The organism is Massilia aurea (assembly GCF_040790145.1).
GTDB classification, from domain to species: domain Bacteria; phylum Pseudomonadota; class Gammaproteobacteria; order Burkholderiales; family Burkholderiaceae_D; genus Telluria; species Telluria aurea_C.
The window spans coordinates 1,013,970-1,026,528 of the sequence record NZ_JBFMMP010000001.1 but is presented as its reverse complement, the minus strand read 5'-3'; the positions used below and the strand labels follow the sequence as shown (position 1 = coordinate 1,026,528).

The 12,559-nt window shown below is 66.7% G+C and carries 8 protein-coding genes; 1 reads left to right on the top strand and 7 read right to left on the bottom strand.

Features of this window, described 5'->3' with window-relative positions; translation table 11 throughout:
• Positions 1-7: 7 nt before the first annotated feature.
• The 3 genes from AB2N08_RS04270 to AB2N08_RS04260 form a co-directional block, all read right to left on the bottom strand.
• Positions 8-3,172, bottom strand: a complete 3,165-nt coding sequence (locus AB2N08_RS04270) for an efflux RND transporter permease subunit (RefSeq protein ID WP_367609367.1) — start codon at positions 3,170-3,172, stop codon at positions 8-10.
• A 6-nt stretch (positions 3,173-3,178) separates the two neighbouring features.
• Positions 3,179-4,390, bottom strand: coding sequence for an efflux RND transporter periplasmic adaptor subunit (locus tag AB2N08_RS04265; RefSeq protein WP_367609366.1), 1,212 nt, complete (start codon positions 4,388-4,390; stop codon positions 3,179-3,181).
• 210 nt (positions 4,391-4,600) lie between these two features.
• Positions 4,601-5,503: an alpha/beta fold hydrolase gene (locus AB2N08_RS04260; RefSeq protein WP_367609365.1), complete on the bottom strand. Its 903-nt coding sequence runs from the start codon at positions 5,501-5,503 to the stop codon at positions 4,601-4,603.
• Between the two features lie 370 nt (positions 5,504-5,873).
• Here AB2N08_RS04260 and AB2N08_RS04255 point away from each other — a divergent pair, with 370 nt between their 5' ends.
• Complete coding sequence (locus AB2N08_RS04255) at positions 5,874-8,129, top strand: ATP-binding protein (RefSeq protein WP_367609364.1); 2,256 nt, start codon at positions 5,874-5,876, stop codon at positions 8,127-8,129.
• 91 nt (positions 8,130-8,220) lie between these two features.
• Here the strand turns inward: AB2N08_RS04255 and AB2N08_RS04250 are convergent, their stop codons facing one another.
• The 4 genes from AB2N08_RS04250 to AB2N08_RS04235 all read right to left on the bottom strand — a co-directional run bounded on the left by AB2N08_RS04250 (position 8,221) and on the right by AB2N08_RS04235 (position 12,547).
• Positions 8,221-8,586, bottom strand: coding sequence for a response regulator transcription factor (locus AB2N08_RS04250; protein ID WP_367609363.1), 366 nt, complete (start codon positions 8,584-8,586; stop codon positions 8,221-8,223).
• Positions 8,586-10,172: a sensor histidine kinase gene (locus AB2N08_RS04245; RefSeq protein ID WP_367609362.1), complete on the bottom strand. Its 1,587-nt coding sequence runs from the start codon at positions 10,170-10,172 to the stop codon at positions 8,586-8,588. Before AB2N08_RS04245 ends, AB2N08_RS04250 begins: the two co-directional genes overlap by 1 nt.
• Positions 10,173-10,195: 23 nt before the next feature.
• Positions 10,196-10,843, bottom strand: coding sequence for a response regulator (locus AB2N08_RS04240; RefSeq protein WP_367609361.1), 648 nt, complete (start codon positions 10,841-10,843; stop codon positions 10,196-10,198).
• 108 nt (positions 10,844-10,951) lie between these two features.
• The gene (locus AB2N08_RS04235; RefSeq protein WP_367609360.1) at positions 10,952-12,547 is read right to left on the bottom strand and encodes a sensor histidine kinase; all 1,596 of its coding nucleotides are present in this window, start codon (positions 12,545-12,547) and stop codon (positions 10,952-10,954) included.
• Positions 12,548-12,559: the final 12 nt, after the last annotated feature.

Genomic DNA, 12,559 nt, shown 5'->3' with positions numbered 1-12,559 from the left:
GGCGTCCTCAATGCGCCTGCGGCTGCGGTTCCACAACCGCCGGCTTGACGTCCGGCGCTGCATCGACATGCGTCGGCGCCTTGGCGCGCGACGCGACGATCACGTAGAACAACGGAATCAGGAACGTGGCCAGGAATGTCGCCGTCAGCATGCCGCCGATGACGCCGATACCAAGGGCGTTCTGGCTGCCCGAGCCGGCGCCGCTCGACAGTGCCAGCGGCAGCACGCCCAGGATGAACGCCATCGAGGTCATGATGATCGGCCGCAGCCGCACCTTGGCCGATTCGAGCGCCGCCTCGACCAGGCCCATGCCTTCCATCTGCAGCTCGCGCGCGAATTCCACGATCAGGATCGCATTTTTGGCTGAAAGACCAATGGTGGTCAACAGGCCAACCTGGAAGAACACATCGTTTTCCATGCCGAAGGCCGTGGCGGCGGTGAGCGCACCCAGTACGCCGATCGGCACCACCATGATCACCGAGATCGGGATCGCCCAGCTTTCATACAGCGCGGCCAGGCACAGGAACACGACCAGGATCGACAGCGCGTACAGCAGCGGCGCTTGCGATCCGGCCTGTGATTCTTGCAGCGAGATGCCGCTCCACTCGAAGCCGATGCCTGCCGGGAGCTGGCCCACCAGGCGCTCCATGATCGCCATCGCCTCGCCGGTAGAAAAGCCCGGCGCCGGCTGGCCCAGGATCTCGGCCGACTCGATGCCGTTGTAGCGCGCCATCGCCGGCGAGCCCCAGGCCCAGCGCGCACTGGCGAAGCTCGAAAACGGCACCATCTCGCCGGCGCCGTTGCGCGCATACAGCAGTTTGATGTCGTCCGGGTTCATGCGGAACTGTGCATCGGCCTGCACGTACACGCGCTTGATGCGGTTGTCCGTATCGAGGAAGTTGTTGATGTAGCGCGAGCCCCAGGCCGTCGAGAAGGTCTGGTCGACTTCGGTCAGGTTCACGCCCAGCGCGGCCGCCTTTTCGCGGTCGATGTCGATTTTATAGGTCGCATTGTCGGCCTGGCCCGTGAAGCGCACGCGCTGCAGGTTCGGCTCTTTGCGCGCCATCTCGAGCAGCTGGTCGCGTGCCTTGGCCAGCGCGTCGTGACCCAGTCCGCCGCGATCCTGCAGCTGCAGCGAGAAGCCGTTGGCCGCGCCCAGGCCGCGGATCGATGGCGGCTCGACCGCATTCACGGTCGCGCCCTGGTAATTGGCGTAGCGCGCGGTGATGCGATTGGCCAGCGCCGAGACGCCCAGCGCCTCGTCCTTGCGCTCGTCCCAGGTTTTCAGTCGCACAAACAGGCGGCCCTGGTTCTGGCCGCGCTGCGGCTGGCTCGCGCCATTGGTCATGAAGGTCGCTTCGACCATTGCCGACTCTTCCTTCAGCAGGTACTGACTAATCTCTTCCAGCACGCGACCCGTCGCTTCCTGCGTGCTGCCGGCCGGCGTCTGCACCTGGACGAACATGAAGCCCTGGTCTTCCTTCGGCAGGAAGCCGCCCGGCAGGCGCATGAACAGGGCAATAACGGCGCCCACGAGCACCACGTACACGACCATCCACAGCGCGCGCCGGCCCAGGATGCGCGTGACGCCGCCCAGGTAGCGGTCGCGGGTCTTGTCGAACGAGCGGTTGAACCAGCCGAAGAAGCCTTTCTTCTGATGGTGGTCAGGATCGACCGGCTTGAGCATCGTCGCGCACAGGGCGGGCGTGAGCGTCAGCGCGACAAAGGCCGACAGCAGCATCGAGGCCACGACCGTGAGCGAGAATTCGCGGTAGATCGCGCCGACCGTGCCGCTCGAGAACGCGACCGGCACGAACACGGCCGACAGCACCAGGGCCACGCCGATCAGCGCGCTGGTGATCTGGCCCATGGCCTTGATCGTCGCCTCCTTCGGCGGCAGGCCGTCTTCGTGCATCACGCGCTCGACGTTTTCCACCACCACGATCGCATCGTCGACCAACAGGCCAATGGACAGCACGAGGCCGAACATCGACAGCGTATTGATGGTAAAGCCCAGCGCCGACATGATGCCGAAGGTCCCCAGCAGCACCACCGGCACCGTGATCGACGGGATCAGCGTGGCGCGGAAGTTTTGCAGGAACAGGTACATCACCAGGAACACCAGCACGATGCCCTCGATCAGCGTGTGGGTCACACCCTTGATCGACGTTTCAATGAACGGGGTGACGTCGTTCGGGTACACGGTACGCAGGCCGGGCGGGAAGAACTGGCCCAGTTCTTCCAGGCGCGCGCGCACGGCGGCTGCGGTGTCGAGTGCATTGGCGTTTGGCGCCAGCTGGATGCCCAGGCCCGAGGCCGACTTGCCGTTGTAGCGCACGTCGACGTTGTAATTCTCCGGGCCCAGCGCCACGCGCGCGACGTCGCCTATGCGCACCGACGAGCCGTCCGGCTGGACCTTGACCAAAATGCGGTTGAACTCTTCGGGCGTGCGCAGCATCGTCGCCTGATTGATGGTCGCGCTCAGGCTCTGGCCCTGCACGGCCGGCGTGCCGCCCAATTGGCCGCCCGAGATCTGCACGTTCTGCGCGCGGATCGCGTCGGTCACGTCGAGTGGCGTGAGGGAATAACTGGTGAGCTTGACCGGGTCGAGCCAGATGCGCATCGCGTACTGCGTGCCGAACAGGTTCATGCTGCCCACGCCCGGCATGCGCGAGAGTGGATCCTGGATGTTCGAGGCCACGTAGTTGGCGATGTCGAACTTGGTCATGCTGTCGTCGTCCGAGACGAACGCCGCCACCATGAGGAAGTCGGACGTCGACTTGGTCACGCGCAGGCCCGATTGCTGGACCTCGCTCGGCAGGCGCGGCACTGCCGCCTGCAGCTTGTTCTGCACCTGGACCTGGGCGATATCGGGGTCGGTGCCGGCCGCGAAAGTCAGGGACGTCGTCGACTGGCCCGTGTCGTCACTGGTCGACTGCATGTACAGCAGATTGTCGATCGCCGTCATCTGCTGCTCGATCACCTGGATCACGGTGTTCTGCATGGTCTCGGCCGATGCGCCCGGGAAGGTCGCCTGAATCTGCACCGACGGCGGCGAGACGGGCGGGTACTGCTCGATCGGCATCTTGAACAGCGCGATGCCCCCGACCAGCATGATCAGGAGCGAGATCACGATCGCGAAGATCGGACGGTTGATGAAATACTTTGGCATCTGGACTTATCCCTGGCGCGCAGCCGTGGCTGGCGCAGAGGGCGTCGCCGCCGATGCCGCCGGCGCCGTGCTGGCGGGCGCGGTCGGCGCGCCAACCCGCACCACGGTGCCGGGCCGCAGCTTCTGCACGCCGCTGACGATCACGCGTTCGCCTGCCTTCAAACCGTCGTCGACCAGCCAGAAGCCGTCGACCAGCGCGCCGGTGCGCACGGTGCGCAGCACGGCCTTGTTATCGACGCCGACCACCATCACGGTGGCCGTGCCTTGCGGCGTGCGCGTCACGGCCGGCGCGGGCACGCGCATGACAGCCTGGCGCACGCCCTGGCTCACGCTCGCGCGCACGAACATGCCGGGCAACAGCAGCTTGTCGGGGTTCGGGAACCGTGCGCGCAGCGTGACCGAGCCGGTGGCCTGGTCGACCGTCACGCCCGAAAACTCGAGCGTGCCGCTGCGGCTGTACGTGGTGCCGTCTTCCAGTTGCAGGCTGACCCTGGCGGCGTTGCCGCCGTCCATGCGCACGCGGCCAGCGGCGATCTCGCGCCGCAGCGCCAGGCCTTCGCTGCTCGACTGCTGCAGGTCGACATACATCGGGTCGATCTGCTGGATCGTGGTCATGAGCGTGGCCGCGCTGCCCTGCACATACGCGCCCTGGGTCACGGCCGACACGCTGCTGCGGCCGGCAATCGGCGCCGTCACGGTGGTGTAGCCGAGGTTGATGCGCGCCACTTCCAACGCCGCCCTGGCCGCAGCGACGTCGGCCGCCGCTTCGAGTTGCGCCGCCTCGGCGGTTTCGAATTCCTGCTTGCTGACCGCGTTCTCTTTCACCAGCACGCGGTTGCGATCGAGTTGCGATGCATTGCTGGCCAGCGTGGCCTGGGCCCGTTGCAGCTCGGCTTCGGCGCTCTTGACGGCGGCGCGATACGGCGCCGGATCGATCAGGTACAGCGGCTCGCCCTTGCGCACGTCGGCGCCCTCGGTGAAGCGGCGCTCTTGCACGATGCCGTCGACCCGGGCCCGCACCTCGGCCAGCAGGAACGGCGCCGTCCGCCCCGGCAGGGCGATGTTCAGCGCCACGTTCGTGGTGGCCATGGTCAGTACGGCGACTTCGGGCACGGCAGGCGCGGCGGGCTTGGGGTCTTTGCCGCAGGCGGACAGCAGCGTGGCGGCCGCAGCGGCGGTCGCCAGCGCCCGGTGGCGCAGAAGGGTAATCGAGGGCATGTGTGTCGGATCCGTTTGCAAGGTTGAGAGCGTATTGTTCCCTACCTTCGACTATGCCCGGCGCAGGCTTAAATGGGGGTGTTTGATTGATTAAATATCGTTAATGTTCAGGCGCTGTCACCGTTGGCTGTGGATGAGCGATAGCATTTCCAAGGGTAAAGATTACCAGGCCCCTGGCTGGAAGGCACTGGCCAGGGGGAGTATCCAGCTCTATCTGCCCACGGTTTCGCCGCGCGCGAAGGCCAGCAAGTCGGCGTTGACGCGGTCCTTGTGGGTGTCGGTCAAGCCGTGCGGCGCGCCGGCATACACGATGAAGGTGGCCTCGGGCAACAGCTGCGCCGAGGCCCGCCCGCCGACATCGATCGGCACCACCTGGTCGTCGTCGCCGTGGATGATCAGGGTGGGTTTGTCGAATTTCTTGAGATCGTCGCGAAAGTCGGTCTCGGAAAACGCCGCGATCGAGTCGTAGGTATTCTTGTGTCCGCCAAGCATTCCCTGCAGGAACCAGGACTGCACCAGCCCTGGCGACGGTGTGGCGCCGGGCCGGTTGAAACCATAGAACGGGCCGGACGGAATGTCCAGATAAAGCTGAGCCCGGTTCTCGACCTGGGCCGCGCGGATGCCGTCGAACACCTCGCGCGGCACGCCGCCAGGATTGTCGGGCCGCTGCACCATCAGCGGGGGCACGGCGCTGATCAGGACCAGGCGCGCGATGCGGCCGGTGCCGTGGCGCCCGACATAGCGCGCCACTTCGCCCCCGCCCGTCGAAAAGCCGACCAGCACCACGTCGTTCAGGTCGAGCAGTTCAAGCAGGTCGGCCAGGTTGTCGGCGTAGTGGTCCATGTCATTGCCGTCCCACGGCTGGCTCGAGCGCATATGGCCGCGCCGGTCGTGCGCCACCGTGCGAAAGCCGTTTTGCGCCAGATGCAACATCTGCGATTCCCAGCTGTCCGCGCCGAGCGGCCAACCGTGGCAGAACACGACCGGCTGGCCCCGGCCCCAATCCTTGTAATAGATGTCCACGCCATCGCGCGTGGTGAACGTGAGGGCGCTGCGACGCCCGGCCCCGGCGGCGACGGCAGGGGTGGCGGGCGGGTGCAGATCGTTGGGCATGACGGTTCCTTTCGACGTGGGGGGGAGGCGGCGCCGCCAGGCTTGGGGCGGTACCGGATGGCTGCATTGATGATAGGCAGGACCTTGTCGATTCTTCCTGATCTATCGGCAGGCGATACCGATTTGCTCAAATCGATCTGGCAAAACCCACAATTTGTTGGTCAAATATCTGGAATATTTCACAAGCTCTGTGGCAGCGCGGCCACGGTTGCACGCCTATCGATATAGCCATGTGGAAAGTTTCGTTCTTACTGGAAATGAATCACGTAAAATCGAAACCTTACCCTTTCCCTTGGTTCCCATGCTGTCGCGCACGTCACCTGTTCGGAATCTCACGCATCGGTTGCTCCCACGCGGGCTCGCTGGCTATATGGCCCTGGCCACGTCGGTCCTGTGCGCCATTCTGACGCTGGTATTGGTCGCGCTGGTGCAGAGCCAGGCGCGCAACCATGTCCGTGACAGCATCGGCCAGAGCCTGGGCGAGCTGGCGCAGCAGGCGGCCGACAAGCTCGATCGTGGCCTGTACGAGCGCTATCGCGAAATTCGGTTGCTGGCGCGTCACGTGGCCGACCTGGGCCCCGGTGCATCGCCGCAAGTCCAGCGCGGCCTGCTCGACGACGCTTACCGCAGTTACGCGTATTACGGCTGGCTCGGCATTGCCAGCATCGATGGCGAGGTCACGGTATCGGCAAAGCGCCTGCAGGAAGGGACCGACGTGGGCTCGCATCCATGGTTCACCAATGCCCTGGTCGGCAATCATGTCGGCGACGTGCGCGGCGCCGCCGTGGCGGCGCGCCCGCTGCCGGCGCTCGACGGCGAAGCGCAACGCTTCATCGACCTGGCGTTCCCGATCGATGCGCCGGACGGCAAGCGGCGCGGCGTGCTCGGCGCCCACCTGACGTGGGAATGGGCGCGCGATATCGAGCGTTCCGTGACGGGTGGCGTGCAGGCCGGCCGCCACGTCGATGCGCTGATTGTCGACGCGCGGGGCCTGGTGTTGCTCGGCCCGGCAAGCTTGCAGGGGCAGGTGATCGACACCGACAGCCTGCGGCGCGCGCGTGCGCGGCGCGCCACCGGCCACTTGATGGAGCGCTGGCCCGATGGCAAGCACTACGTCGTGGGATATGCGCAGACCAATGGCCATGCCGACTACCCGGGCCTGGGCTGGACCGTGCTGCTGCGCCAGGATGCCGACAATGCCTATGCGCCGGTGCGCGAACTGGGAGGCTACGCGCTGTGGACGGGCGTCGCACTGGCGCTGCTGTTCTCGGTCACCGGCGTGCTGGTGGCGAACTGGATCACGCGTCCGATCAAGAAACTGCAGGACTACGCCGACCACATCCGCCTGGGCGCCGCCGCGCCGCTGCCGCCCGACGCGCGCAACTACGATGAAGTGCGCAGCCTGGCCGACGCCCTCGATTCGCTGGTGGCGGAGCTCATGCGGCGTGGGCGCGAACTGGAAGAACTCAATCGCACGCTCGAGCAGCGCGTGGGCGTGCGCACCCATGAACTGGCCTCGGCGCTGGCCACCGTGCAGCAGAACGCGCAGCACATCAACACCATCATCGAGACTGCACACGACGCCTTTATCGGCGTGGACCTCGATGGCACGGTCACCGACTGGAATACGCAGGCCGAGCGCATGTTCGGCTGGCGCCGCCACGAGGCGATCGGCCGGCCGCTGGCCGAGCTGACGGTGCCGGCGCGCTACCACGATTCGCTGTACCGGGCGCTGCACGAATACCGCACCACCGGCCAGACGGGTGCGCTGAACCGTCGTCTGGAGCGTATCGTGCGCACGCGCCAGGGCCAGGAATTCGCCATCGAGATGACAGCGGGGATCGCCGGCATCGGCGAGCGCACCTTCATTTCGATCTTCCTGCACGATATCTCGCTGCGCAAACGCGTGGACCAGATGAAGAATGAACTGGTGGCCACCGTGTCGCACGAACTGCGCACCCCGCTCACGTCAATGCGCGCCTCGCTGTCGCTGCTCAAGAGCGGCGCGGCCGGCCCGGTCGAGGGCGAGGTGCAGGAACTGATCGACATCGCGCAGCGCCACTGCGAGCGCCTGGTGCGGCTGGTGAGCGACATGCTGGACGTGGAAAAGATCGAGTCGGCGCGCTTCACGGCTCATCCGAAACCGCAGCCGTTGCCTCCGGTGCTGTTCGACACGGTAGCCGCGATGCGGGTGCAGGCCCATGGCGCGCAGGTCGGCCTGCGCGTCAGCTGCGCGCCCGACCTCGAGCAACTGATGCTCGAGGTCGACCGCGATCGCATTACGCAGGTGTTGATGAACCTGTTATCGAACGCCTTGAAATTCGCGCCGGCGCACAGCGCGGTCGACGTATCGCTGGTGCGGATCGGTGCGGCGCTGCGCATCACGGTGGCCGACCGCGGGCCGGGGATTCCACCCGACTTCCGCGACCGCATCTTCCAGCGCTTTGCGCAGGCCGAAAACGGCGTCAAGTGCAAGAGCAGTTCGGGCCTGGGCCTGGCGATCAGCCGCCAGATCGTCGGCGAGCATGGTGGAGAATTGTGGTTCGAGGACCGCGCCGGCGGCGGCACCAGCTTCCACGTCGACCTGCCGCTGCAGGCCAGCGTGATGCACGCGCTGGCGCATTGAGGCGTGGCGCCGCGCCCGTTCGCTGGAAGACCGTCGTTCCAGCCTCCGCTGGAACGACGGGCAGGAGGCGGGGCGGTGGCAGGTGGCTGCGCTACTGTTTCAACAACGCGGCCGCCGCATCGTACAGCGACTCGGGACTGAACGGCTTGACGACATAATCGTCCGCCCCAGCCGCCAGGCCGGCGGTGACGTCGCTTTGCTGGCCGCAGGCCGACAGCAGCATGATCTTCATCCCGGCCAGCGCAGGGTCGTCGCGAAGCTGGCGGCACAGCGCCAGCCCGGAAATCCCTTCACCGAGACAGACATCCAGGATCAGCAGGTCGGGCCTGGATGCCGCCAGCTGGGCCAGCGCCGCTTCGGCGTTCGCAGCCTGCGCCACCTCGCCCAGCGCGCGCAGGCTCAGGCGAATCAACAGGCGCAGGTCGGCCTGGTCGTCGACCACGAGAATGCGCTGCATCAGATAGTCGCCCCGGCGTCGGCCGCCGCGTTGGTGGGCAGCCACAGCGCGACCTCGGTGCCGTCGCCCGGGGCCGACACGATCTCGATCGCGCCGCCGTGAGCGGTGACGATCTCGCGCACGATCGTCATGCCCAGGCCATTGCCCGGCACGTCGGGCAGGGCGCTGGCGCGCCAGAAGGCGTCGTATACACGCTTTTTCTGCTCCGGCGTCATGCCCACGCCCTCGTCGCGCACCCGCACTGCGGCGCCGGCTTGTCCGTCGCGTTCCTGCAGCTCGATGCTCACGTCGACCGCGCTGTCCTGCGCCGAATATGCCAGCGCATTGCTCACGATATTGCCCAGCGCCTGCTGCACGCGCATCGGGTCGGCCGTCACCTGCGTGAGGTCCGGCGCCACGCGCAGCGCGATGCGGCCGGCTTGCACGTCGTCGGCGATCGCGCCCTTGACCTTGGCCATCACGTCGGCCAGGTCGAGCAGGGAGGGATGCAACTGGGCCGCGCCGCCAGCGTCGATGCGCGCCAGGTCGAGCATCTGGTTCACCAGGCCGATCAGGCGCGTGGCCTGGCGATGGATGATGTCGATCAGCTCGCGTCCGGTGGCGGCGTCGAATTCGCGCTTGAGCAGCAGCTCGGAAAAGCCCAGGATGCTGGCCATCGGCGTGCGCAGCTCGTGGCTGGCGGTGCGGAAGTAATCGTGGCGGCGCTGGTTCGCGGCGCGCACCCGTTCGCGCTCGGCGCGCAGGCTGGCCACGTCGCGCACGGTCGCCACCAGGTGCACATGGTCGTCCAGTGTCATCTCGACGACCGAGATCTCGGCGGCGAAGCTGCTGCCATCGACGCGGCGGGCATTGCCCTCGTGGCGCGACACCACGTGCGGCGCCATGCCGATCAGGGTAGTCGACGAATGGCTCGCCAGTTCGGGACAGGCCGCGCCGAACATCTGCTCGGCGGCCGGATTGCACGACAGGATCTGGCCGGCGTCATCCATCAGCAGCACACCGTCGGGCAGGTGCTCGAGCAGCGAGCGCAAGGCGCGCGTGCCCTTGCGCTCGCGCTCGCAGGCGGCGCGCAGCGACTGCGCGGCGATTTCGTTGGTGACCATGCCGGCCAGGTCGCGCAGCATGGACCGCTGCAATTCGGAGAATTCGTGCGGTACGCTATCGACGATGCACAGGGTGCCGATGCGCGCGCCATCGCCGGCCGCGATCGGCGAGCCGGCGTAGAAGCGGATGGGCGAATCGCCACGCACCATCGGATTGTCGGCAAACCGGGGATCTTCGCTGGCGTCGCGTACCACCATCACGTCGTCCTGCAGGATGGCGTGGGCGCAGAACGAGATCGAGCGCGGCGCTTCCGGGATCTCGATGCCTACCTTCGACAGATGCCACTGGCGCTCGGCGTCGATCAGGCTCACGAGCGCGATCGGCACCTTGAACAGGTGCGTGGCCAGGCGCGTGATGCGGTCGAACGATTCGCTCGGGGGCGTGTCGAGCAGGTTCAGGTCGAGCAGCACCTGCAGGCGCCGTTCTTCGTCCGGCGGCAGCGGGGCGGGGATGTAGCGAATGTCGTTATGTGTCTCGTTCATAATATGGCCGTACAGGGTCGGTCTCAGGAAGCCGGAGGGAGCGCCGAGGTCACTGCGGCGCGCAGGGCCGCGAGCGGCGCCGGCTTGGTCAGGTAGGGGACGTCATCGGGCAGGCCAAGGGCCAGCACGGTCGGCTTGTCCATGCCGCTGATGACCACCATCGGCATCGATGCGGTGGCCGGATTGTCACGCAGGCTGCGGATCATCCCGAAGCCATCCATGCCGGGCATGTGCAGGTCGCTCACCATGATGTCCGGACGCGCCTGGCCGATGCACATCAGTGCCTCGAAACCGTTGCTGGCCTTGCGCACCGACAGATGCATGCCCCAGGTCTCGATTTCCAGTTCATACAGACGCAGCAGCATGGCGTCGTCGTCGACGATCAGCACCGTACGCGCCGGCCCCAGCGGCAGGATCGGGCGGGCGCTGCTTGCCATGGCCGGCGTTTCGGCCAGCGCGGCGCGGCGCCCGTCGAGCAAGCGCTCGACCGAGGCATTGGTGATGCGGCGATGGCCGCCCGCCGTTTTCCACGCCTGCAGCGTGCCGTTTTCGACCCACATCTGCACCGTGCGGTGCGAGACGCCGATCCGCTCGGCCGCCTGCCGGGTGGTGCAGAAGGCCGACCGGTTGCAGACGGACTCAGTATTTCCTTGATGATCGGCAATTTTCATATTTACTGATTTTACCGTTTAACATTTCACTGTCAAGTCAAACCAAGGGGGTGCGCTGTTACTGATGAGCAATTGCAACACACGCCCGACAGGCACCGTGTTTCCTTGTCATGCCGCCTGGTCATCCGCGCTGGTCACGGGGAGATAAAGGGTGATTTCGGTGCCCACATTGACCTCGGATTCGAGCGCAATGCGCCCGCCGTGCAGGTCGACGATCTCCTTGAGGATCGTCAGTCCCAGGCCACTGCCGGGCGCGGACGATTCGCTGTCCACCCGGTAGAACGCGTCGAACACCTGTGCCTGTTGTTGGGGCGTCATGCCGATGCCCTGGTCGCGCACGCGGATCGCGACCATCAAGCGTTCGCCCCATCGCTCGGGCGTCGCGCTCAGCAGAATCGGGGTGCCGGGGGCGGAATACTTGATGCTGTTGCTGATGATGTTGGTCAGGGCCTGCTGCATTTTTTGCGCGTCGGCCGCCAGCGGCGGCAGGCCGAGCGCGATGTCGCTGCTGACGCGGTGCGCCTGGCCGAGGCCCTCCAGGCAGGCCAGCGTCCGGGTCATGAGTTCAGCGACCGGCACCGCGTCGATCCTGAGCTCGGCCCGCCCGCCCGCTTCGATCCGGGCCAGATCCAGCAACTGGTTGACGAGATCGACCAGGCGTCCGGATTCGCGGTGGATGATCTCCACCAGTTCGCGGCTGACGGCGGGATCGAAATCGCGCTTGAGCAGCAATTCGGAAAAACCCAGCACGCTCGACATGGGCGTGCGCAACTCGTGCGTGGCGGTGGCGAAGTGGCGCCGGCGTCGCTCGTCGGTGGCGCGGTTGCGCTCTTCGACCTCGCGCCGCTGCGAAATGTCGCGCACCGTCACGGCATACTTGGGCCGTGCCGCCCACATCATGCGGCAATACGAGAATTCGACCGGGAAATGGCTGCCGTCCAGGCGCCGCGCCAGCGCCTCATAGCGCGCGCCTTCCTGCAACAGTCCGGTGCGGCGCAGGCGCAGCAGGTCTTCGTCCATCAATTCGCGCAACGGCCTGCCGGCCAGCATGGCGCCGCTGGCGCCGAACAGCATTTCGGCGGCCGGGTTGGCGGCGACGATATTGCCTTGCGCATTGAGCATCAGGATGCCATCGGGCAGGTGGGCCACCAGCGCTTTTTCCCAGCCTTCGGGCGCGGGCCGGCCGGCCGGGCGGGCGCGCAGTTCGTCGCCGGCAATGGCCGCCAGGTCGCGCAGCGTGGCCATCTGGTCATCGTCGAAATGGCGTACCTGGGTATCGATCACGCACAGCGCACCGACCCGGCTGCCGTCGGGCGCGGCCAGTGGAATGCCGGCATAGGCGCGCACATCGGGCGCGCCGGTCACGAACGGGTTGTTGGCAAAGCGCGGATCGAGCCGCGCGTCGGCGATCACCAGGCCGTGTTCGTGCTGGATCGTGTGGGTGCAGAACGAGGTGACGCGGGTGGTTTCATGCAGGTCGATCCCCACGCGCGACTTGAACCACTGGCGGTCGGTGTCGACCAGGGCGATGAGCGAAATCGGCACGCCCAGCAGGCGGCAGGCCAGGCGCGTGAGGCGGTCGAAGCGTTCTTCGGGCGGGGTGTCGAGCAGGGCCAGGTCGTGCAGGGCGCGTACCCGCTCCAGGTCGGACTGCAATGCAGGAGCCGGGGCAACCAGGGGGCGTCGGTCCGGCTCGGGGGGCATGGTGTGGGTCCT